At 66.8% G+C, this 22,859-nt stretch carries 22 protein-coding genes; 16 read left to right on the top strand and 6 right to left on the bottom strand.

Annotated features, from left to right (window positions below; all coding sequences use genetic code 11):
• Position 1: 1 nt before the first annotated feature.
• From ribB to MXF70_RS03080, 5 genes are all read left to right on the top strand, one after another.
• A complete protein-coding gene (gene ribB / locus MXF70_RS03095) occupies positions 2-730 on the top strand; it encodes a 3,4-dihydroxy-2-butanone-4-phosphate synthase (RefSeq protein WP_248517325.1) in 729 nt (242 codons plus the stop codon).
• A gap of 162 nt (positions 731-892) precedes the next feature.
• Positions 893-1,297, top strand: a complete 405-nt coding sequence (locus MXF70_RS03090; RefSeq protein ID WP_248517323.1) for a hypothetical protein — start codon at positions 893-895, stop codon at positions 1,295-1,297.
• 41 nt (positions 1,298-1,338) lie between these two features.
• Complete coding sequence (locus tag MXF70_RS15205; RefSeq protein WP_259370390.1) at positions 1,339-1,464, top strand: hypothetical protein; 126 nt, start codon at positions 1,339-1,341, stop codon at positions 1,462-1,464.
• Between the two features lie 39 nt (positions 1,465-1,503).
• Positions 1,504-1,989, top strand: coding sequence for a DUF309 domain-containing protein (locus MXF70_RS03085; protein ID WP_248517321.1), 486 nt, complete (start codon positions 1,504-1,506; stop codon positions 1,987-1,989).
• Positions 1,990-2,065: 76 nt separating this feature from the next.
• The gene (locus tag MXF70_RS03080; RefSeq protein WP_248517319.1) at positions 2,066-2,851 is read left to right on the top strand and encodes a M14 family metallopeptidase; all 786 of its coding nucleotides are present in this window, start codon (positions 2,066-2,068) and stop codon (positions 2,849-2,851) included.
• A gap of 19 nt (positions 2,852-2,870) precedes the next feature.
• Here MXF70_RS03080 and MXF70_RS03075 read toward each other — a convergent pair whose 3' ends face one another.
• Positions 2,871-3,317, bottom strand: a complete 447-nt coding sequence (locus MXF70_RS03075) for a UPF0179 family protein (RefSeq protein ID WP_248517317.1) — start codon at positions 3,315-3,317, stop codon at positions 2,871-2,873.
• A gap of 529 nt (positions 3,318-3,846) precedes the next feature.
• Between MXF70_RS03075 and MXF70_RS03070 the strand changes: the two genes are divergently transcribed.
• The gene (locus tag MXF70_RS03070) at positions 3,847-6,075 is read left to right on the top strand and encodes an ATP-dependent DNA helicase (protein ID WP_248517315.1); all 2,229 of its coding nucleotides are present in this window, start codon (positions 3,847-3,849) and stop codon (positions 6,073-6,075) included.
• 565 nt (positions 6,076-6,640) lie between these two features.
• Here MXF70_RS03070 and MXF70_RS03065 read toward each other — a convergent pair.
• Entirely contained in the window at positions 6,641-6,934 is a 294-nt protein-coding gene (locus MXF70_RS03065) for a hypothetical protein (protein ID WP_248517313.1), read from the bottom strand.
• A gap of 628 nt (positions 6,935-7,562) precedes the next feature.
• Between MXF70_RS03065 and MXF70_RS03060 the strand changes: the two genes are divergently transcribed.
• The 9 genes from MXF70_RS03060 to MXF70_RS15485 all read left to right on the top strand — a co-directional run bounded on the left by MXF70_RS03060 (position 7,563) and on the right by MXF70_RS15485 (position 16,828).
• A complete protein-coding gene (locus MXF70_RS03060) occupies positions 7,563-8,765 on the top strand; it encodes an ABC transporter substrate-binding protein (protein WP_248517310.1) in 1,203 nt (400 codons plus the stop codon).
• Positions 8,766-8,767: 2 nt separating this feature from the next.
• Positions 8,768-9,949 (top strand): ABC transporter substrate-binding protein, encoded by a 1,182-nt coding sequence (locus MXF70_RS03055; protein ID WP_248517308.1) that lies wholly within the window; start codon positions 8,768-8,770, stop codon positions 9,947-9,949.
• A 68-nt stretch (positions 9,950-10,017) separates the two neighbouring features.
• The gene (locus MXF70_RS03050; protein ID WP_248517306.1) at positions 10,018-10,965 is read left to right on the top strand and encodes a DUF7551 domain-containing protein; all 948 of its coding nucleotides are present in this window, start codon (positions 10,018-10,020) and stop codon (positions 10,963-10,965) included.
• A gap of 2 nt (positions 10,966-10,967) precedes the next feature.
• A complete protein-coding gene (locus tag MXF70_RS03045; protein ID WP_248517304.1) occupies positions 10,968-11,768 on the top strand; it encodes a DUF7260 family protein in 801 nt (266 codons plus the stop codon).
• Between the two features lie 150 nt (positions 11,769-11,918).
• The gene (locus MXF70_RS03040; RefSeq protein ID WP_248517302.1) at positions 11,919-12,947 is read left to right on the top strand and encodes a HEAT repeat domain-containing protein; all 1,029 of its coding nucleotides are present in this window, start codon (positions 11,919-11,921) and stop codon (positions 12,945-12,947) included.
• Positions 12,948-13,050: 103 nt separating this feature from the next.
• On the top strand, positions 13,051-14,196 hold the full coding sequence (locus MXF70_RS03035; protein WP_248517300.1) for an ABC transporter substrate-binding protein: 1,146 nt from the start codon (positions 13,051-13,053) through the stop codon (positions 14,194-14,196).
• Entirely contained in the window at positions 14,193-15,383 is a 1,191-nt protein-coding gene (locus MXF70_RS03030; RefSeq protein ID WP_248517298.1) for an ABC transporter substrate-binding protein, read from the top strand. Before MXF70_RS03035 ends, MXF70_RS03030 begins: the two co-directional genes overlap by 4 nt.
• A 113-nt stretch (positions 15,384-15,496) precedes the next feature.
• Positions 15,497-16,630 (top strand): ABC transporter substrate-binding protein, encoded by a 1,134-nt coding sequence (locus MXF70_RS03025; RefSeq protein ID WP_248517296.1) that lies wholly within the window; start codon positions 15,497-15,499, stop codon positions 16,628-16,630.
• 66 nt (positions 16,631-16,696) lie between these two features.
• The gene (locus MXF70_RS15485) at positions 16,697-16,828 is read left to right on the top strand and encodes a DUF7552 domain-containing protein (protein WP_445677854.1); all 132 of its coding nucleotides are present in this window, start codon (positions 16,697-16,699) and stop codon (positions 16,826-16,828) included.
• Between the two features lie 86 nt (positions 16,829-16,914).
• Here the strand turns inward: MXF70_RS15485 and MXF70_RS03020 are convergent, their stop codons facing one another.
• From MXF70_RS03020 to MXF70_RS15200, 3 genes are all read right to left on the bottom strand, one after another.
• A complete protein-coding gene (locus MXF70_RS03020; RefSeq protein ID WP_248517294.1) occupies positions 16,915-17,691 on the bottom strand; it encodes a DUF2797 domain-containing protein in 777 nt (258 codons plus the stop codon).
• A gap of 339 nt (positions 17,692-18,030) precedes the next feature.
• The gene (locus MXF70_RS03015) at positions 18,031-19,140 is read right to left on the bottom strand and encodes a glycosyltransferase (protein ID WP_248517293.1); all 1,110 of its coding nucleotides are present in this window, start codon (positions 19,138-19,140) and stop codon (positions 18,031-18,033) included.
• A gap of 342 nt (positions 19,141-19,482) precedes the next feature.
• Positions 19,483-19,614, bottom strand: a complete 132-nt coding sequence (locus MXF70_RS15200) for a hypothetical protein (RefSeq protein ID WP_259370389.1) — start codon at positions 19,612-19,614, stop codon at positions 19,483-19,485.
• Positions 19,615-19,831: 217 nt separating this feature from the next.
• Between MXF70_RS15200 and MXF70_RS03010 the strand changes: the two genes are divergently transcribed.
• The gene (locus MXF70_RS03010) at positions 19,832-20,842 is read left to right on the top strand and encodes a glycosyltransferase (RefSeq protein ID WP_248517291.1); all 1,011 of its coding nucleotides are present in this window, start codon (positions 19,832-19,834) and stop codon (positions 20,840-20,842) included.
• A 68-nt stretch (positions 20,843-20,910) separates the two neighbouring features.
• Here the strand turns inward: MXF70_RS03010 and MXF70_RS03005 are convergent, their stop codons facing one another.
• Positions 20,911-22,680: an ArnT family glycosyltransferase gene (locus MXF70_RS03005; RefSeq protein ID WP_248517289.1), complete on the bottom strand. Its 1,770-nt coding sequence runs from the start codon at positions 22,678-22,680 to the stop codon at positions 20,911-20,913.
• Between the last annotated feature and the right edge of the window lie 179 nt (positions 22,681-22,859).

Here is a 22,859-nt window from a genome sequence, read left to right as displayed (position 1 = left end):
GATGGGCCGGAGTGACGCCCGCAGCGAGGACGGGCCCCAGAGCGCGACCGGATCGGACGCCTCCAACGCCACGCTCCAGCGCGCGATCGAGGCCGTCCGTGCCGGCGAGCCAGTCTGCGTCCACGACGCCGACGACCGGGAGGGGGAGACCGATCTGTTCTACCCCGCGACCGCCGTCGACGCCGACGCGCTCGCACAACTGCGCAACGACGCCGGGGGCCTGATCTGCGTGGCGCTCGCTGCCACGGTCGCCGACGCAGCGGACCTCCCCTACTACGCCGACGCCGTCGACCATCCCGCAGCCTCCGGCGACGAGACGGCCTACGGCGACCGCCCCTCCTTCTCGCTGACGGTGAACCACCGCGACACCTACACCGGCGTCACCGACGACGACCGCGCGCTTACGATCTCGGAGATCGGTGCGTTCGCGGACGCGGTCGACGCTGGCGAGCTCGCCGATCCGACCGCCGCCTTTGCCGCCGACTTCCGCGTCCCCGGTCACGTTCACCTCCTGCGGGCAGCGCCGGAACTGCTCGCCGAGCGTCGCGGCCACACCGAGTTCGCGGTCGCGCTCGCCGATGCCGCCGGAATCCCGCCCGCCGTCGTCGTCTGCGAGATGCTCGACGACGCGACCGGGGAGGAACTCTCCGTCGCTGGTGCGCGTGAGTACGCCGAGCGCCACGGAATCCCGTTTCTGGAGGGCGAGGACGTGGTGGCGGCGCTCCGATAACCAGTCTGTGGTTTCCCTGATGTTTATGACAGGAACCGAGCAGAATACTCCGCAATGTCGCCGGATGACGCCCCAGGTAAGGAATCCACTGCCGTTTCCAAGCGCGATCTCGGCGTCGTTCGCGAGGAATCGCGGCACGTAGTCGATGCACAACTGCGTACGATGCACGAGACCGACCGGAAAGCGATGGCAACGGCGCGCGTCGATGCGCTGATTGTCGGTCTCCTGCTCTCGGCAGCTTCACTCGCCGAATCTCCTGCTGGCGTCGTGAACCCCTGGTTGGTCGGCGGAAGTACGTTGCTGCTGGCATCGCTTGCATGCGCCGTCCTCACATATTCGGTGGATCGGCCGAGCTACGGGGTCGGTCCTGGGTTCATCGACGATGTCACAGCACGGGAACGACCAGAGATTGCTATCGAGCGTGTCGTCGTTTCGAGCTATGGCGAGTGGATCGAGGAGAACGGTGACGAGATTGCGTCGAACGGGACCTATCTTCTCGTCGCGCAGGGATTGCTCGTCGTTGGCTTGACCGGAATCGCGGCCGGACTGTACCAACTACTCCTGTAACCGGCACAGGTTTTTATCTCACGGAGCGCAATTGCTTCGACATGAGTCGTGAGGACACGTCCGATCGACCGAAGACCGCCCGCGGATACAAGGGCCCCCGCTGGCTGATCGACCGGCTCCCTCGGTACTCCTCCTCCTCGACAGGGCGCGATTCGGAGGACGAATGACGCCGCGGCCGGCGTCCCGGTTTCTTTCGTGGATCCCAGATGAATGACCACACCCGCGCGCCGGACGTTCCAGCTCCTGCCGGCGACCCCACCGGCTGGAACGCCGCCGGGGAGCACTGGGAACACGCAACGCTCCGCCGCGCGACCGTCCACGGCGTAGCGCTGTTCAACGCCGGCGACTACCACGAGTCCCACGACTGCTTCGAGGACGAGTGGTACAACTACGGCAACGGCACCGACGAGAGCCGCTTTCTGCACGGGATGGTCCAGGTCGCAGCGGGCGCGTACAAACACCACGACTTCGAAGACGACGCCGGGATGGCGAGCCTGTTCGAGACTGCCCTGGACTACCTCGCACAGCTCCCGCGAGACTACTACGGCGTCGACCTCCTCGACGTGCGGAGCCAGCTGACGCGAGCGCTCGAGGACCCAGAAGCGATCGAGGGCTGGCAGCTCCGGCTGGACGGCACGATCTCGGAGGCCAACGACGCCGACTACGCCTACGTCGAGGCGCTGGAGCACTGAGCGGCCCCTGGCGCTCGCGGCAAGCGCGGCTCGCGACCGAATGGCCTAACAGCCTACGGTGCCGATTATGCTTCGAATGCGGGTCGAAACGATCGGGAATGGGGAACCGGAAATCGCAGTGGTCGGCGGAATCCACGGCGACGAGCCGTCGGGTCAGCGAGCCGTCGAGGGTCTCATAGACGACCCACCCGAGGTCGAGCGGCCGGTCAAGCTGATCGTCGCCAACGAGGCCGCGCTGGAAGCCGACGAGCGCTACCTCGACGAGGACCTCAACCGGGCCTTCCCCGGCAGTCACGACGCCGACACCCACGAGGGTCGCCTCGCCGCCAGGCTCACCGAGGAGCTCGAGGACACGCTTGCCTTCTCGTTGCACTCCACGCAGTCCTACCCCAAGCCGTTCGCGATCACGACGGAGGTCGACGATCTCGCCCGAGAGATCGTGCCGGCGCTCCCCGTCGACGCGCTCGTCACGTCCGGCGAGTTCACGGACGGTCGGCTGCTCGACGTCGCGAACGTCGTCGAGGTCGAGGCGGGCCACCAGGGAAGTGAGCGGGCCGCCGAGAACGCCGCACTCCTGGTCGACGCGTTCCTGAAGACGACCGGTGTACTCCCCGGTGAGACCGAGCGCAGGACGCACCTTCCGGTCTATCGCCTCTCCCGCTCGGTCCCCAAGGCCGCCGCGACGGACTACGACCTGCTCGCGGCGAACTTCGAGCGGGTCGGCACCGGCGAGGCGTTCGCGGCCGCGGACGACGAGGAGATCGTCGCCGACGAGCCGTTCTACCCCGTGCTCATGTCCGCCGAGGGGTACGAGGGAATCTACGGCTACGCGGCCGAGCGCGTCGGCTCGATCGAAAGCTAGCCTGCGAGTTCGTCGACGTTTACTCGTCTGCTGTAAACCGTACCGTCGTCAGCTCCCGGCCCAGCTCGCAGTGGTCGTGTGGTGGATCGCCGAGCACCTCCTGTATCTGGTGGCTATCTTCGAACCCCGCGCCGTCGGGCTCGCAGAGCTCGTGACTTGGACAGGACGTGTGCGGGCACGGGCCCGCCAGCGAGGTGCTGCTCCCGGCGTAGGCGCCCGTACTCGGGACGTTCGCGGTGACTGCCGCCGGCTCGACGTCGACGGCCCGGACGCCGTCGTCGTGCACCGCGCAGTCGAGTTTCTGGGTGTTCTCCCTGACCGCCGTCACTGCGTACTTCACGCCCTCCGTGAGATTGAGACACTGGCTCCGGTAGGGACAGCCCTCGCAGGCGGCCGTTTCACCCTGATAGACGAACTCGCGGCCCTCCTCTGCGAGGCGCGTTCCGAGGAGGGTCAGCTGCGACATACATGCGGATGAGCACCGGAAGGCCTTGGGCGTTCTGTCCTCGCGACTGGGTTGCAAAGAACGAACGACGCCACCGCCAGGACCGCCTTGGAAGCCCCCTCCCGCTCGCGCACGCTCACTTGCTGTCGTCCGAGAGAGCGGAGCTCTCTCGTGATCGGACGAGAGCACAGCTCTCGTCGACCTCGCGGGATCGAAGATCCCGCTCAGTCACGAAAGGCGCTTCGCGCCTTTCGAACGACGCGCTTCACTCGCTCCCGTTGGTCGCTCGTTCCAGTGCTTGCGGCGTGAGCGAACGCGATCGGTCGGCCCCTTCCAGTCCCGGAAGAGCAAGCTCTTCCGACCTTCGCAGGATCGAGGATCCTGCTCAGTCCCACCCGGATTCCTGGATCACCGAGCGCGAAACCCCGCTGGACGGTGGGGGAGAGCGGGGCGCGCCCTGTGGTCGCCAGTAGCCGCGGTTCGTTCACTTTCGCCGCGCGGGACGCGAACGCTTTACCGCTCGGCGTCGAAATACTCCCCAGATAGTACCGTGGCGTCGACGAACGGCTACACCCGGTTTTTCCCCTACGACGAGCCCTTCGAGAATCAGCGGGAGGCGATGGACCGGGTGTACAACGCGCTAGCACGCGGGCAGGACGTCACGTTCGAAGGCGCCTGCGGGACCGGGAAGACACTCGCCGCGCTCGCGCCCGCGCTGGAGCACGCCAGCGAGACCGACAAGACCGTCGTCATCACCACGAACGTCCACCAGCAACAGCGGCAGTTCGTCCGGGAAGCCCGGCGAATCGCCGAGCAGGAGGACCTTCGCGCGGTCGTCTTCCGCGGCAAGGGGTCGATGTGCCACGTCGACGTGGACTACCAGGAGTGTCAGGTGCTCCGGGACGCGACGCGGGATCTCGTCGACACCGAGCAGGAACAGGAGGAGCTCGAACGACGAGCGGATGCGCTCCAGGCCAGCGCGCAGGCCGGCGAAGAGGACGCCGCGGAGGTCTACGGCGCCGTCACCGAGGAACTCGAGGCCGTCGAGGCCGATCTGGAGGAGCTTCGCGACGCCGCCACCTGCGAGTACTACCGCGCGAACCTCGAACGCGACGCCACCGGCTTCTACGAGTGGCTCTACGACGACGTCCGGACGCCCGACGAGATCTACGAGCGCGCACAGACGGCCGGCTTCTGTGGCTACGAACTGCTCAAGGAGGGCGTCGACTCGGCCGATCTCGCGATCTGCAACTACCACCACCTGCTCGATCCGCAGATCCGGGAGGCGTTCCTTCGCTGGCTCGACTGCGATCCAGAGGACGTCATCGTCGTCTTCGACGAGGCCCACAACGTCGCCGACGCGGCCCGCGAGCACGCCACCGAGACCTGCTCGGAGCGCACGATCGAGCGCGCACTCGACGAGCTCGACGCGACGCCCGATCCCCGGACGGAGGCCGCTGCCAACGTGCTCGAACCGTTCCTCGCCGCGCTCCGGGAGAGCTACGAGGGTGGCCTCGGCTTCGGCGAGGTCGGCGAGCACTGGACCGACGTGTCGATCGACAACGACGACCGTCGGGACGACCTGACCCTTGCTTTCCTCCAGGCGTACTCCGGCCGCGGCGTCGAGGACGACCTCGCCGACGCGGTCGCCCTCGGCCAGGAGCTCGATTCGGAGTACGAGGAAGCCTATCGCGATGGCGACGCCGACGAGCGCCAGGAGTGCCAGACGCTCCAGGCCGCGGGCTTCCTCGACCGCTGGCTCGAGGACGCTCCCGATCCGGGCTACTACCCGACGCTCGGCGTCCGGCGCGATCAGAGCACCGACGAGATATACGGCCGCGCCGAGCTTTTCGCCTGTCTCCCGGGTTCGGTGACCGGCGATCTCACTGCCGAAACCCACGCGACCGTGCTGATGAGCGCAACGTTGCGCCCCTTCGACGTCCTCGAAGACGTGCTCGGGCTCGACGAGCCCGCAACGATGGCCTATGGACTCTCCTTCCCCGAGGAGCATCGCCGAACGTTCGCAGTCGACACGCCGCCGCTGTTCTCCAGCGACCGCGACGACCCCGAGGTGCAGGCGACCGTCGCCGCAGCCTTGCGAGACACAGTCGAGTTCACGCCCGGGAACGCGCTCGCCTTCTTCCCGAGCTACAGCGAGGCTGAACGCTACCACGATCTGCTCACCGGCGTGCGCTCGATCGTCGGTGCAGGGCCAGGGACGGACAAGCCTGCCATCCAGCTCGAGGACGGCACCTCCGTCTACCTCGATCGCCCCGGCACCGCGGCGGAGGATCTCCGCCAGCGCTTCGTCGAGGACGACCACGCCGTGTTGTTCACGTCGCTCTGGGGAACCCTGACCGAAGGCGTGAGCTTCGACGGAGACGACGCGACCACAGTCGCCGTCGTCGGCGTTCCCTACCCGCATCTCGACGACCGCGCCTCGGCGGTGCAGGATGCCTACGAGCTGGCCTTCGCGGATCGGCCGGTCGACGACCCCGGCTGGCGATACGCCGTCGAGATCCCGACAGTTCGCAAGACCCGGCAGGCGCTCGGCCGCGTGTTACGGTCGCCCGAGGACCTGGGCGTTCGGGTGCTGCTCGATCGGCGATACACCGCAGCTGGTCAGGGACAGCTCGGCCAGTACAGCGTCCACGACACCTTCCCCGAGGAAGAACGCGAGGAGCTGATCGACGTCGCTCCCGAGAAACTCAAGTTCGCGATCCGGAACTTCTACACCGACCACGACGCCTACCACGGCGACGCGCCCGTTCCGGAGTAGATCGCGCTCCTTCGCCCCGCTGACACCAGCTCGGGTTCTGAGCATCCATCCCCCAGAGCGGAAGCGTTGCCATCGGCTGCAGCTCGGGCCGTTTCTGCTCGACCGTGCGCATTTGATATCGCGGAGTACAGTTTATTATATGTAGTGCGCAGCTGACGATCCGGGTTTCAGCGCGCACAGTTCGGCCGTTCGCTGGGCCGCAGGCACCGCTGGCGGTTCCATTGCCGGTCTGGTTGGCGACGTTCTCATTCCGGAGTCGAGTCGGTCCTGGGACTGCCGACAGTAGGTGCAAGGAGAACGACGGTACTCATGGGGCGGAGGTCCTGGTCTGGTAACCGTCATTCGATTGTCCATGTGCTGGACCTCTCGCCGAACTTGGGTGCGGATCGGTCTCTCGGACTCGCGGTCTGTCCCGCTTTCTCACTTTTTCGCTCACTGGGGTGGTGGCTCCGCTCGAGGATGTCGACAGCCGCGAGGAAAACTGAGTGGCGATTTGCGCACGGGTCGATTACCACCACCTGCCCCAGGGGTTTCGTCGCCGGTCTGGGGCTCGACACATCGAGCGTTATCGGAGTCGCTGGACGAGTCGTTCACGCGATCGTTTGGAGGGTCGCTCGTTCGTGGAATCGTCGGCGTCCGTGTCCATCTCACCGCGCGCGTACTCGACGGCGTGGCCGCCGGCCGTGCGCGCGTGTGAAAGTGCGGCCGTGGCGTGTTCGGTTGCCTCGGTCGCCTCCGAACGGGCCGCTTCCCGCGGGTCGGGTTCCGCTGCTTCGCGTCGACGTCGACGGAGGGTTCGGACGGTGAGGAGACCAGCTCCCAGTGCGAGCACAGCTACAAGTGTCGTTCTCAGGGACATACACTGACCGTTTGGGTCTTCTTAGGGATAAACGGTTCCATGGGGGAGGAATTGAGTCGAGTATACGACGGGATTTTGGTTCGAATGTATTGGAAAGCAGGACGCATGGTCACAGCCATTGCCTGGTAGCTAGCTGAGTGCCTTCTGGTGCGTGCGTTCCTCGCTGGCCTCCTCGACCGGGCACCTGGCTCGTGGTTCGTTTTGCCGGGGGTTGCCCGCGGGTCCTCGATCGGGGCTGGTGAACTGGTTTCAGGTCGAATGCTGTCCTCTGGCCAGTGCTACAGAGGCCGCTGTCTCCACGGTACTTTAAATAGTATATCGGCTATCGCTATACGAAAAATCACGATGCCGGCGCGAGCGCGCTGTCGAGAATTGTGAGTTTCCTCTTCTGCGAAAAGGCGGCGCCGTCTGTCGGTTTCGACGACGGAAATCTATTGAGTACGGCGCCATCCGCTTCGATCGAACTGATCACCTGCGTGCCCAATTCCAGCGAGAAATGGGCCTTGTAGCCTCTCTATCTGCCACTCGTGTCCTATCCGTCTCTCCTGGGGTACTGGTGTCCCTGTCAATTTTTTGGCCAACCTAAGAAATCGAAACGCATTTAAGAATTTAGGCTGCCCTAAACTCTATGGGACGTGATACCCCCAACGGGGGACCGACGCGACGTGAGTACGTGAAGGCCGGCGGCGCAGCACTCGGCGGTGGGTTGCTCGCCGGCTGCCTCGCAGATGGAGACGGCGAGGACGATGGCGAGCGTGCTGGGGAGAACGGCACGAGCGAATCGACCGGGGACGGCTCCTACACAGTCTCGATGGCGCCGATGGGCGAGGTCACCTTCGAGGAGGTGCCAGCGACCATCTTCACCCGGCTCACCCACCACGCCGGCATGGCGTTCGCGCTCGGGCGTGGCGACGACGTGAACTCGATGCACGCCCCCGACTACTACGACGCGCTCTGGAACCAGTTCACGCCACGGCTCGAGGGCGTCGAGCTCGACTGGACGGGTCTGTTCTCCTCGTGGGAGCCCGGCCGGGAGGACCTCTACGACCTCGACAGCGACGTCCACCTCGCGGACCCGGCGAGCGTCGTCCAGCTCGGTTCGTGGGATCGTGACGATCTCGAGGAGATCGAGGAGCGCGTCGGCCCGTGGTTCGGCAACACGCTGAGCGATCGGCACACGCCGGCACCGGACGGCTGGCAGGACAGTTACGAGTACTACGGTCTCTGGGAGATCTTCGAGAAGGTCGCCCAGGTGTTCAAGGAGACGGACCGGTACGAGGCGCTGGCGTCGATTCACGACGACCTGCTCGCGGAGATCGAGGCAAATCTCCCGCCGGAATCCGAGCGGCCGCGGGCGGTCATGATCGGTGCGAGCTCCATCGACAGCATCTACGCATACACGCTCGACAATCCCGGATTCCTGACGGCACACATCCGCCCGCTCGAGCCGAGTCCCGCGTTCGAGGACGACGTGACCTCCCAGTCCGTCGTCGACATGGAGCAGATGGCCGAGGCGGATCCGGACGTCATCCTCGCGCTGGGTGGGTTCCATCCCGATACGGACATCCAGGTGATCCGCCAGAACTTCCAAGAGCACGAGGTCGGGGCGACGATCACGGCTGTCGACAACGACCGGATCCACGCCCAGGGCGCTCGCTATCAGGGACCCATCGTGAACCTCTTCCAGCTCGAGATGACCGCCAAACAGCTCTACCCCGACGCGTTCGGCGACTGGCCGACGTACACGGAGGGTCCCTACCCCGAGATTCCGCCCGAGGAGCAGCTGTTCGATCGCAACGACGTCGCTTCGATCATCATGGGTGAGTTCTGACCATGACTGACACTGACGACACGCGCGAGACGCCGACGCGACGTGACTGCATGAAGTACGGCGGTGCAGCGGTCGCCGGCGGACTGTTGGCCGGCTGTCTGGGCAGCGATTCCAGTTCGTCCGGCGACGCCCCTGCTCCCCGTTACGAGGCCTGCATCGAGCCGGTGGGCTGCGTCGGGTTCGATACGGTGCCGGAGACTTACGTCGTCAACAACGGCGAGTGGGCCGACATGGCGTTCGCACTCGGCCAGCGCGACGGGTTCCTGACGTCCACGACGATGATTCCTGGTTTCCTCTTCGAGCCCTTCGGGCTGGACGTCCCGCCGCGATCGGAAACAGCCGGCCTCGACACCACCAGCTGGGACAAGGAGGTGTTCTACGAGGAGGAGCCGGACGTCATCCTGATGGACCCGAACTACATGCACGCCACCGGGTGGGACAGCACGTGGGACGAGTCCGATACGCGGGAGATCGCGGAGAACGTTGCTCCCTTCTTCGGTAACAACATCCTGCGGCGACGCGAGTGGCACGACTACCGGCTCTATACGCTGTACGAGGCGTTCGAGCGGCTGGCCGACTGTTTCCAGGAGCGCGAGCGCTACGAGGCTATCGCCGAGATTCACGACAGCGTCCAGGCGGAGATCCAGTCCCGACTACCGCCGGTGGACGACCGGCCGTCGATCGCGCTGATCAACAGCGCGTCGAGTCCAGCGCAGGGGACGTTCTACCCGATGCACACGCAGTCGGAGGGCGTCGAGACGAAACCGTACCGTGATCTCGGCATCGGGAGCGTCTTCTCCGCCGAAACGGCCGCGGGAGGCTCGATCGATTACGAACTGCTCATCGACGTCGACCCTGACGTCATCGTCGTTCACTGGGGTATCGGAACCACGGGTGACGGTGACGGGTTCTCGGCTGCGGCCTTCCGAGAGCAGTACGTCGAACCTTTCGAGGATCACTCCGCAGGCAGCCAGCTGACCGCTGTCGAGAACGGCGCCATCTACCCTGGTGCGTACGGATCGCAAGGGCCGCTCGTGAATCTGCTCCAGACCGAGATGGTCGCTCAGCAGCTCTTCCCCGAGATCTTCGGATCCTTCGATCTTGCGGCCTTTCCCGACGTACCCGCGGAGCAACGGCTGTTCGATCGCCAGGCGGTCGCGGATATCGTTGCCGGCGATTTCTGAACCATGTCACGCACTGGTCCCCCTGCGATCTGCCGCGGTCGGCGTGACTGGAACGGGGTGGTGTCGCCGTGATCGGCACCACGCTCGACGATATCCGCTCCGCCGTCGAAGAGCTCGCCAGCGAGGACGGCAGCTACTATCTCGTCTGCGCTCGGACGGGCGATCGCCCCGTTCCGACGGGCGATTTGCGGTTCGCGAACAGGGTGAGCGCCCGCGCCGCAGCCACTGCGACCGAGCAGTACCGGGCGGCGCTCCGCCGGTACGATCCGCAGCTGCCCTACTACGACGTCGTTGCGTGTGAGGCAGGCGAGTCCGGGGCCGATCGGTACCCTCGAACTGCTGCGGGCGCTGCCACGACGGCTATCGCCCACGAACGACCCGGAGCCCCTCCCTCGGACGCCGCCGGGGCCGGTTCGCCGGTCGGCGGCTCCGGCGATCGGTCGGCACTCGTCGAGTGCTGTCACCGCGTCGCTGCCGCCGTGTTCGAGGCGCTCTCCGCAGCCGGCCACGACGCCGTCGAGTCGGCGGTCATGGACGCATACGTCGACCTCGCGGAGACCGTAGGCGATCCCGACGAGCTCTGCTGTTGCCTGCTCGAGAGCATGGCAGCGGAGATCGACGAGGCGCTCTCTCCCCGCCAGCAGGCCGCGGTCGTCGCGGACGCGGTCGAGCGACAGCCCGCACCGACGCCGACGGATCGGCCGCTCACGGCGACGCTCCAGGGGCTGCAGTCCCGCGGGCTGCTCAGCGGACACGCCCGCTCGCCGTGGTCCTTCGATCGCGACGACGGCGCCAGATCCGTCGTCGTGCTCGTGGACGGCTACGCACTCTCGCCGCGGGACGGCCAGCTGCCCGTGCTTCCAGTCGCCGTCGAACTGTTCCGCCGCCAGCCCGACTGGCAGCCGGCGACGCTGGACGTCGTCGCGCTCGAGGTGGGCTGGAAGCTCGAACTAAGCCTCGGCGGTGACGCGCCGCCGCGTGGGCTCGCCAACGCGCCGATTCGGCCGAGGGCGTAACGATGGTGACGACTCACGTCGATCAGGCGCGCGATCGGGTCGCCGCCGAGCGCGAGGCCGTGGTCGCCAAACGGTCCGCGATCGACGAGTTCGTCGATCGGATCGAGGGTATCTCGGCGAAGTCCTCGACGTCGCCGTCGCCGCTCGCGGGCGGGGCGGTAAGGGCGGGCGCCAGCGGCGTACTCGCCCGGGGCTCCACGTCGGCCGACGACGGCTGTGCCGCGGTCCGGTCGGCGTTCGCGGAGACAGTGCGTCCCCACAGCGTCGCCGACCACGAGGAAGACGAGCCGCTCCTCGAGACGATTCGATCGGAGCTATCGGATTCCATCGCGGTCGCGCTCGCACCGACGACGGACACCTCTCTTTCGCCGGAGCTGAAGCAGCTTATCGTCTCGGAGGCCAGCAATCGGCGGGCCGAGGCGACCGTCTTCGTTCGGGCGCTCGATCGCGAGGCCGACCAGCTCACGACCGCCGCCAGCGTCGTCGACGAAATCACCGGCTGGATCGTCGAGACGGACGAGCGACCGCTCGGTGATCTGGGGTTCGACGCGCTGGCCGAACGCCACCAGACGCTCGCTGCCCACCGGGATCGTTGCGAGGCGCTCGCGGCCGATCGCCAGGCGTTCCTCCAGGCCTCGACGAGCGAGGGGGCCGAGCTGGGAGTGAGCCACGACCAGCTCCCGAGCTACTGCTACGCGGCGTTCCCGATCGACCATCCGGTGCTCGTCACCGCGGCCCGGCTCGACGACGTCTGTGCCGAGTGCCAGCGGGCCGTTCGGGCCCACCTGACGCGGCGGGGCTGAACCGTATGCTGGACGCTCCCAGCGCAGAGTGTGCCACCGCTGGAAATCCGACGGGGAGCACCCTCTGCCGATCTTGCCGTTGCCCGTGCTGGCCCTGTACGATGCATTATTGGACCCGGCACTGTGACACGCTGACAGAGACGAGAATCGATGGACGACGACCGGCCTTCCCCGACCGCGGACAGACTGCTCGGGCTCGAGGCGCCCAGCGAGCCCACGCCGTCACCCGCCGAGCGGGTCGACGAACTGGCGTGCGCTCCGGCTGACGTTCGCAAGACGACGATCCGGTCGCTTCGCGATCGCGTCGACGCGGCGCCGGACGCTGCCGCGGCGCTCCTCCCACTGCTCTCCACGTTCCTGACTGACGAGGAGCGTGCCGTGCGCCTCTCGACGGCGAAGCTGTTCGTCGCCGTGGCGAGCGAGCGGCCGGCGGCGGCCGAGCCGACCGTGTCGGCGCTCGCCGAGCGGCTCGCCGACGAGGACGAGTTCTACTTCGTTCGCGCGCGGGCGGCGGAGGCGCTGGGCTACGTCGCCCTCGCCAGCCCAGACGTCGTTGCGAATCCGGAGACGATCGCAGATCTGACGATCGGCCTCGCATTCGACGAGGAGGCCGTCCGACGGAAGCTCGCGAAGGCGCTCGAACACGTCGCGATCGGCGACCCGGCGCGTCTCACCCACCACGTCGAGACGCTCGCCGAGCACGTCGACGACGAGTGCGAGCTCGTGCGCTATCACTGCTGCACGGCGCTGGCCGCGATCGCCTGCGAGCAGTCTGCCGCCGTGGCACCAGTTGTGGACGATCTCGTCGATCGCTTCGAGGTCGAACCCCGCGACGACGAGGGCGCGTACGTCGCCGGCCGGGTCGCGGAGGCGCTGGGGATCCTCGCTCGGGCCGACGACGTGTCGGTTGGCGTCCCCGAGTTGATCGATGGCACTGCCGACGCCTTCGAAGAGTCGTTCGCGGCCGATCGCATCGAATTCGCCACGTCGGCGTCCGACGCCGCCGATGTTGGTGGCGATGCCACGCCGTCGCGGATCGGCACGATCGAGGGCATCCACGCGACGACCGGCGACGCCGTCGAGGCGATGACAGCGCCCGCGGAGGCCTGCCCGAACTGTGGGATCGCGCGACCGCCACAGGGCCCGCCGGTCTGTCCCGGCTGTGGCGGGCCGCTCTGACCCGTCCGTCGACGATTCGGCTGGAGCGCACGCACACAGCTCATCGATTTAGGCTCGCCGAAAAACCGATAGCCATATATTTGTTTAGGCTGGCCTAAATCACATGGCTACGGACGAGCCGACGACCGACGAATCGACCCGACGGGAGTATCTCGCCTACGGCGGCGCTGTACTCGGTGGCGCGACCCTCGCTGGCTGTTCGGGCATCAACCCAACGAGCACGGAGAGCGACGGCGGCGGCGAGGGCTCGTACTCGGTGACGATGGAGCCGGTCGGAACGGTCGAGTTCGAGGAGGTGCCCGAGACGGTCACCACGTTCACGCCGGACTACATCGAGATGATGGTCGCGCTGGGGCACGGCGACGCCGCCCAGTCCGTCTGGTACCAGAACCGGTACAAGACGATGCACTACGACGAACTCGATGGCGTCTCGATCGACACCGACCAGCTCACCTCGATGTGGAGCGACGGGATCTCGCAGGAGCTGCTCTACGAACTCGACGGCGACCTCCACCTGATGGATCCACACGGGCTGACCGACTGGATGGACGACTGGTCCGACGGCGACGTGGACGAAATTCGCGAGAACGTCGCACCCTTCCTCGGAAACCTGATCTTCCGCCGCACGGACGACTGGCACGACTACCGCTACTACACGCTCTACGAAGCCTTCGAGAAGGTCTCCGAGATCTTCCAGGAGACGGACCGCTTCGAGGCCGTTCGAAGCCTCCACGACGACGTCGTGACCGAGATCGAGTCCCGCATTCCGTCGGCGACGGAGCGGCCAAACGCACTCTTGCTGTTCGCCGGCGAGGAGCCCACGGAGTTTGCCCCCTACCGAATCTCGGGGAAGGGGGCGAACAAGGAGCACTTCCGGACTCTCGGGATCGATGACGCGTTCGCGGGCACGGGCACCGAAGGATACACCGACGGGCAGAGCGTCGACTACGAGACGCTGCTGGACGTCGACCCCGACGCGCTTCTCCTGCGCTACCACGGCAACAAGACGGACGCGGAGTTCGAGAACACCATCGTTGATTTCCTGCGGAACCACGACGTCGCGAGCCGGCTGACGGCCGTCGAGAACGACATGGTGTTCCAGGGGAGCCCGATCTACTGCGGTCCGCTGCACAACCTCTTCGAGCTCGATCGGCTCGCCAGCGCGTTCTACCCCGACGAGTTCGGCGGAGAGGAGCTGTTCGACCGCGACGAGCTCGCGGGTATCATCACGGAGGGGGCGTCCGAATGACGAACGACAACAGTGACACCAACGGCCTGGCACCGACGCGACGACAGTATCTGACTGGCACTGTGGCGGTCTCTGGCGGCCTCCTGGCCGGCTGTGCCGGATACACGCCCGGTGGCAGCGAGGGCGGCGATGGCTCCTACTCGGCGTCGATCTCTCCCGTCGGAGAGGTGCAGTTCGATCGGGTGCCCGAGGAGGTCTTCACCGTCTTCCCGCAGTACGCGGACATGGCGGTCGCGCTCGGTCACGGCGACGCGATCAACGCCGTCTACGTCCCCGAGATGTCGGGGACGACGATGAACCACTACTACACGCATCTCGACGGCGTCTCCTTCGAGTGGGAGGATCTGACTGATCCGCTCTCGAGCGGGCTGGACAAGGAGCAGATCTACTCGCTGGACAGCGACCTCCACCTGACCGACCCGGCCTGGGCGGCCAACCAGAACAACTGGGATCGCTCGGACACGGAGGAGATCGCCGACACCGTCGCACCGTGGTTCGGCAACTTCTACAGCGGGACCCACGACTCGCCCGGGAACGGGTGGGCCAACGACTACGAGTTCTACGATCTCTGGGAGCTCTTTGGCAACGTCGCCGAGGTGTTCGACGCGACCGATCGCTACGAGGCGCTCGCGGAGATCCACGCCGATCTCGTCGCGTCGATCCAGGCCGAGCTCCCGCCGGTCGAAGAGCGTCCGACGGCGGTTCGCGCGACGCTGGCGGCCGACGGCAGTTCCTTTTACACCTACCACCTCAACGAACCGGGCTACTGGCTGGCGGACACCCGACCGCTTGGAGCGAACGACGCCTTCGCCGACGCCGACTGGGACGGTCTCTGGGGCACCGTCGGCTACGAGACGATGCTCGAGGCCGACCCCGACGTGTTCCTCCACCTCTGGGGACTGACCCCCAACTACAGCATGGCCGACACGCGCTCGACGCTCGAAAATCACGACGCGGGCAGCCAGCTGACCGCGGTCGAGACCGACCGGGTCTACCCTGCCGGGATGCGGTATCACGGCCCGATCATGAATCTGTTCCAGATCGAGATGGGGGCCAAGCAGCTCTACCCGGAGCTGTTCGGCGAGTGGCCCGACTACGAGGACGGCGAGCACTACCCCGACATTCCCGCCGAGGAGCAGCTGTTCGATCGCGAACAAGTCGCGGCGATCGTCAACGGAGAGTACTGACCATGCACGACGACGGTATCACCACGACTGCAGCAGTATCGGCGCGGACAGCAACTGCGGCGACGGGTTCTCGGGCGTCGCGATCGGTGGTGGAATCCACTGGCGTCCCCACCATGTCGTCGGCCAACGGGCCAAGCCGTCGAGACGTGGTCAAGGGCGGCGGGGCGATCATCGGTGGCGGGGTCCTCGCGGGCTGTCTCGACGACCTCTCGTCGGGGGTCGTTTCGAACGACGGCGGCGAGGGCGATTCCTACACTGTTCACATTGAGCCAGCCGGCGACGTAACGTTCGACTCGACGCCCCGTCGCTGGGTCGCCGAGAACGCGAGCTGGGCCGACATGGGTGTCGCGCTCGGGATGGATGCGCCGAGTGCGGTCGTCCTGACCGCGGAGTACCGCACCTGGCAGTACGAGGACGTACCCGGCGTTTCGGTCGACACCGACGAGATCACTTCGCTCTGGCAGGACGGTATCTCGAAGGAGCTCCTCTACGATCTCGACGCGGACGTCCACTTCATCGATCCCAACTACATGACGAACTTGATCCCGAACTGGGAGCAGGACGACGTCGACGAGATCGCCGAGCGGGTGGCGCCGTTCTGTGGCAACACCAGCTTCTCGACGTACCCCTGGCACGAGGCGTATCCCTACTTCGGGCTCTACGAGGCGACCGAGAAGGTCGCACAGGTGTTCCAGCGAACCGACCGATTTCAGGCGCTCTCGACGTTCCACGACGAGGTCGTCGCGGAGATCCAGGAGCGACTGCCTCCCGAGTCCCAGCGCCCCGACATCGCGCTCCTCTCGCCGGAGTCGACCGATCCGGACGCGTTCTACCCCTACCGCCTCGGCGACACGACCGCGTACAAACACTGGCACGATCTCGGCGTCGGCGACGCCCTCGACGGATCGAACCTTCAGAGCTTCACGTCTAATCGTGGTTCGATCGACTACGAACCGCTGCTGGAGATCGATCCTGAGATCATCTGCCTGTACACGGACCAGTATCGCCCCAGCGAGGAGTTCCGGGACACCTACCTCGACACCTTGCAGGAACACGACACCGCGAGTCAGCTTCGCGCCGTCGAGAACGGCGAGGTGTACCCTGCCGGAGCGATGTATCAGGGACCGATCCTCCACCTCGCGAATCTCGAACGGGCTGCCCGCCAGCTCTACTCCGAGACGTTTGGTGAGGACGAGCAGCTTTACGACCGCGAGCGACTTGGCGCGATCGTCAACGGAGAGACTTGAGCGATGGCTGGCGCCGGCGACGCCCCGGATCCGCCGCCGGCGACGCTTGCGGAGCTTCGTCAGTGAATCCAGACGCTCGCGGCGCCCCGGGGAGCGTTCGTCGTCGCCTGTGCGCGGACTGGCGAGTCGCCGGTCCCCGTCGACGGCTATCGGTTCGACGACCGGTCGACGGGAGCACGAATCACCCGCCTGCCGTGACGAGGCTCGAGCCACACGACGGCTCGGACAGCTGGGGTTGGCGTCGCCCAGTCGGTGACAACGATGGTCTCACCGGCGAGTGAGCCTCAGGAAAAGGCCCCGAAGCTCGCCTGCTTCTCGCGATCGCTCGCGCCCTCGGTGAGTTCGTAGCCCAGCAGCGATCGCATGTCGACGGCGTAGTCCGTGCCGTGTTCTTCGAGGACCAGAATCCGCCCTTTCACGCCGCGGACGGTCCCGGTCGCGGTCGTCTCTGGCACGGGCGCGGCGTCGAGATCGAAGCCGTAGTCGAAGCTGTACTCGTCGTGTACCTCGAAATCCGGCGGGAGATCGCTCTCGATCGTCGACTGGAACGCTGCTTCGTCGACCGTGTGGTGGAGTCCGGCGATCTTCGTCGGCACCCGCACGCGATCGGTAACTCGCTCGGCGATCTCCGACTCCAGCTCACGAGCGATCCGCCCGTTCGCAACGGTCCGGACGTGCGCTGCGCGATCGGCGCCCTGCTCCTGTAGACGGGTCGGCAGTCGATCGAGATACGTGACGCCGATCTTGTGGACGTCCGGGGCGAAGGCGGCGAGATAGATCGCGTGCTCGCCGTGGCAGTCCATCTCCGGTTTGAGGCAGTCGCCGGTACAGCGCGCGCAGACCCAGGTGTGGGTGTGGACGTCGCAGTACGGCGCGTCGCTCGCTTCGCAGGGCTCGTGGGTGCCGTCGGCGAGCGTCCCCGCACAGCGACGATCGCCGAGACTGTAGGCGAGTTCGACGCCCGGATCGAGCGCCAGCCGCTCGATCGCGCCGGCCTCGTCAGCGAGCAACAGCGCCGGCCCGCCATCGTGACCGGTCCGGACGTAGTCGACGACTTGCACGCTCTCGCGTAGGGGGTCGGTGGGGAAAAGTCGTGCCGATCCGGTCGCGAAGGGATGGTTGTCTGCGAGTGGTTGCTCGCGGCTCCGCTGCTGATGAGGTGTTCGTGAACCGCTTGGAAGCCCCCGACTGCTCGCGCCCGCTCGCTCGCTGCGGTCCTCGTTCGTTCGCTTTGCTCACTCACTGCGGTCCTTGCGTCGCGACCGAACGCGAGCCGCCGGCCCCTTCCAGTCCCACTCCGTGGATCGTTCGTGGAGTTGTGGCCCGGCGGTGGTCGAATCGGTCGCTCTGTGGGGGCCGAATCTGCCGTGCGGTCGAACGCGCGGCGTCGAGAAAAACCGTCAGTCGGTGCCGGCCTCGGCGACCGAGGAGGAGGCAGGCGTCTCGGTGCTGGTGGAGGTCGGCTCCGGCGTCTCGATCCCGGCGGCGTCCCGGTAAATCGATTCGAGCTGGGACATCGTCCTGGTGACGGAGAACCGCTCGACGGCGCCGCGGGTGTCCCGCTCCGTTTGCAGACAGTCCTCGACGGCGTCGGCCATCGCGGTAACGTCGCCGTAGGGGAAGCGGCGGCCGTTCTCGGCGCCGATCGTGTCGTCGAACGGTGGCACGTCGGCGGCCGCGACCGGCGTTCCGCAGGCGTTGGCCTCCAGGGTCGAGAGCCCCAGCGTGTCCGCCGTCGAGGCGGTGACGAACACCGAGAGCGAGGAGAGGAATCCGGGCAGCTGCTCGCGGGGAAGGAAGTCGCGGAACTCGACGGTGTCCGGCGCTCTGGCCTCGAGTCGGTCGCGGTAGGGCCCCTCGCCGACGATCACGAAGCGGTAGTCCTCGAGCACCTCGGCCAGCCGGAGCAACTCGCCGACGTTCTTCTCGTTGGAGACCCGGCCGCTGTAGCCGATCACCGGCTCGTCGTCGAACCAGTCGCCGTCGCGGGGCTGGAAGAACTCCATGTCGATGCCGACGGGGAGCTCGACGTGTTCGACGTCGCGGTCGATCCGGCTCGTCGACGCCGTCACGACGTCGAACGTACCGAGCAGCGCGTTCTCGTAGGGCACGTAGAGCTTTCCGAGCGCGTCGCCGAGGCGCTTGGAGTGAAATCCCTGGTGGAAATACTCCTCGACGGGCGTGTGGTGTGTGTAGATCGCCGGCAGGTCGTTCTGTCTGGCGTAGTAACGGCCGAGAACTCCGACAGAGGCCGGGCCGTGACAGTGGACGACGTCGAGATCGGGCAGCGTCGACGGGCGGCGAAACGTCGGCAGCCGGTAGCCGGCGTAGAACGGGTTCGGTAGCGAGTGGACCGGAATCTCGCGCTCGTCGGGCTCGTAATCGCCGTCGGGATAGACGACGTACACCTCGTGGCCAGCCGCCTCGAGACGTTCCCGCCAGAGCTGGATCGTGTACGTTACCCCGTCGATCTCCGGAAAGTAGCTGTCAGTGAAAAAGCCGATGCGCATCCTATGATCCCCCGATCGTCGTCGACATGGCCGCAGCGACGGCCACCGCCCCGCGTCTGTTCCCCCCTGACTGCACGCAGCGCCCGGCCGCAGCAGTCGATGTACTCGCCCCCCGGCGAGTATTTCGGGCGCGGGCGAGCGGTTCGCCTGCGCCCCTCGGTGGCCGCGGCTGGCGCGCTGTCATGCTGGCTATCATCAAATTAATCAGACAGAACGCATATCAAGGTTCCGTATCCGCGCTCACGGCCGGTCGTCCGAGTATCGACGGGGTCGGCGGCGCGTCCCTTCCTCCGTCCGGTCGCCCGCGTCCAGATTGGAGAGTTACTTGCGTCCGTGCTAGAGTTACTCCCGATCCAGGAGGTAGATAGCGAACGCGAGAATGCCGCCGAAGAACGTGAGAAAGCCGAGTCCACCGACCAGGACGACCCAGATCGCGGCGTTGTCGTTGCCGCGGTTCGTCGCGTCCTGATACACCCAGATCGCGAGGCCAAAGGGGAGGGCGATCAGCGCGAGTATGATGAAAATAATCGTATCTCGGGACCGAGTGGAACGCCGTAGAGGGGGACCATAATCCGACTTCTCATCTGTCGGAACAAATTCGTTGCGGTGGGCCCGCTGGTCGTGGCCCTCGTCCCCGACGGCCGGATGTGCGCATACTTATGCCGAGGGAACCGACTACGATAGTCCAACTGTGACGACCGCTGGGGACCGTGACACCGGGGAGGCGAGCGCTGCCGGGGGCGGCACGATCGCCGTCGGCCACTACTGTGAGGGGGCCGGCCACGCGACCCGGATGCTCGCCGTCGCGGAGGCCCTCGCCGACGCCGGCTACGAGTTCGAGATCGCCGGCGGCGGCCCTGGGGAGCCGTTCGTCGAGGCGAACGGCTACACTGAGCATCCGCTCCCGACGGTGGATTTCATCGAGAGCTACCAGGGCGAGGAGACTGCCCGCGGCTCGGTCCGGGGCGTTCTCGACGACGTCGCGGATTCCACGAGGCGAATTCGTGCGTACGTCTCGTGGCTGCGCGAACTCGACCCCATCGCCTTCGTGACTGACGACTTCAGCGGCTGTATCGCCGGCGCCCTCGCCCGCCAGCGGCTCTTCTACGTCTCACACGATCCGGTCGGGTTCTACGAGACGGCGCCCGAGCGCGCCAGCGCGCAGGTCCGCACCCGCTTCCCGACCGTCGCAGCGGAGACCTTCTGCTTCCCGACGGTCTGGGACGGCGAGCCCGACATCCCGGGGACGACGCGGGTGGGGCCGATGGCGCCGGTCGACGATACGCCCGAATCGGAGCTGCCCGACGTCGACGTGCTCGTGGTGCCCAGCGCCTTCTCCGTCGACGAGCACGAGCTCGCCGCGGCGCTCGCCGAGCGGGGGCGCGAGGCGACGCTCGTCGGTGGCGAAGACTGGACGCTCCAGCCCTCGCTCCAGCCCTACATCCGGGCAGCCGACCTCGTGGTCTGTAGCGGCTACTCGACGGTCATGGAAGCTGCCGTCGCGGAGACTCCCTGCGTCGTCCTGCCCGCGACCTCCGAGCAGCGCGGCGTCGCCGCCGCGATCGCCGACGTGCAGGGGTTCGCCGTCGCCAAGTCGATCGAGGACGTCGTCGACCAGCTCGGCACGCTCGATCCACCCTCGGGCCACGAGAACGGTGCGCTGACGATCGCCGAGATCGTCGACGACGCGCTCGGTGCGTGATTCGGCGGTCCTGTGGCTCGACCCCTCGAACTGCCAGCGGATAGTGACGCGATCCCACGCCCGCGCACTCACGGCTCCTCGAGCGCGATCACCGTGATCCCGTTCTCTGGCCCTTCGATCAGCACGTCGTGGGATCGATCGATCTCGCTCGCGTTGCCGTAGGGGACGATCACGTAGCGGATCGACGGATCGCCGTCGAGCGCGTCTGGCGTGGTGCGTTCGAGCGACCGGTCGGCGTAGAAGTCCACGCTCATGATCGACTGCGTGTCGCCGTCCTCGCCGAGCCAGACGTGGACGGTCTCGTCCTCGGGCACCTCCTCGGCGATCGTCGTGCCGATTGCCCGCTGCTCGTCGTTGTAGGCTTCGTGGAGCGGGGCGCCGTAGGTCGCGAGCAAGAGGACGGCGAGCAGGACGCAGGTCGCGGGGTAGACGGCCGCACCGGCGGCGCTACCCCAGCGATCGGTGGCGGCACTCCGAACGCCGCGCGTCGAGGGCAGCCGATCTCGGAACCGTGAAAGAACGCCGGTTTCCGAACCGAAGCGGCTGCCTGCGGGGGCGTCATCGAGTCGGTCGCCGAAACTGCCGTCGGCGATCCCCGCGACCAGATGGCCGAGCAACACCGCGGCGGGGAGGTACATCGGGAGCAGATACCAGGCGTGGTTCCCGCCACCCAGCACGAAGGTGAGCGGGATCGCGACCGTCCACCAGACGAGCAGGAGGAGCGTGGTATTGCTGGGTGCTTCGGGGAGATAGCCGCCGTCTCCGCCGCTGTCTGCGCCGGCAGGCCGCAGCCGGAGGCCGCTCGCACGCAGACGCCACCACGCGAACGCGAACGCGAGGACGACGCCGGTGCCGAAGAATGGAATCGCGTACTGGTATGGGGGAACGAGCGTTCCGGCAGCGAACTTGAACCAGGGGTAGTTCAAGAATGGCAACAGTGGCTCCGCAGGCGGCTCCGTCGCCTGCCCCGCAACTCGCTGGCCCACGCTCGTCAGGAAATACTCCTCGACGAACAGGTCACCGTGTTCGATGTAGGCGTAGAGATGCCACGGCAGCGCGATTGTGACGGTGCTCGCGACTGCGGCGAGCGTCCAGCGATTCAGATACGACCGGATGTAGCGGACGCCGATCGGGAGCAAGACGATCACGAACACGCCCGCGGCGAGTCCCTTCACCATCACTGCGAGCCCAGCCGCGATCCCGGCGGGGAGCAGGAACCGCGGGTCGTCTCTACCGCGCCAGGTGAGCCAGACGAACAGCGAGCCAAACAGCGCGAGCGGCGTGTCGACGACGGCCGCCGCCCCGCCGTGACTCCCGAGTAACATACCCGGAAACACGAGGAAGGCGAGCGCGGCGGCGAATCCAGCCCGGCGGTCGATCCCGTCGCCGTCGGCCTCGCCGCCGTAGGTCACCGTCGCGACGTGGTACACGAGCGCTGCGCAGCCGAGCGTCGCGAGGGAGGTGGGGAGCCGTGCGGAGAACTCGGAGACGCCGAAGACGGTCATCGCGGCCGCCTGCAGCCAGTAGCCAAGCGGTGGTTTGTTGAGCCGGAGCGACTCGCCCAGCTCCGCCTCGTGCGTGGGCACCCGAATCATCGGATCGAGCCAGCTGCCGCCTTCGGCCATGATCTGGGCGGGTGTGGCATAGCGCGATTCGTCCCAGACGCGAAGCGAGAGGTCGCCGAGGCCGTAGAGATAGAGCGCGGCCCAGACGGCGACGACGACGGCGAAGAGCGCGTGGCCTGCGGTGAGGCCGGCCGGCAGCTTGCGGGAGAGCGCGGCGAGGTGGCCGGTCGCGGCACCGCGCGAAGCCGCCTCGCTATCCTGGGACGTGGACACAGTGTTCGCTGCTATCCGTAGCAGCCTATTATACGGTCGTGGTTCGGTCCTCGGCGACGGCCGTGCGATTTCGTTGATTCAGACGTGACCGTCACCTCCGTTTGGTGTTGGGGCCGCAGTCGCTCAGCCGATTTGACCGATGGATGATCGGGCCGATTTGATCAATCGAGGCCGTCCCG

Source organism: Salinarchaeum laminariae, assembly GCF_023204835.1.
Taxonomy (GTDB): Archaea; Halobacteriota; Halobacteria; order Halobacteriales; family Salinarchaeaceae; genus Salinarchaeum; species Salinarchaeum laminariae.
The sequence above is the reverse complement of the archived record's forward strand: the minus strand, read 5'-3'. Positions and strand labels throughout refer to the sequence as shown.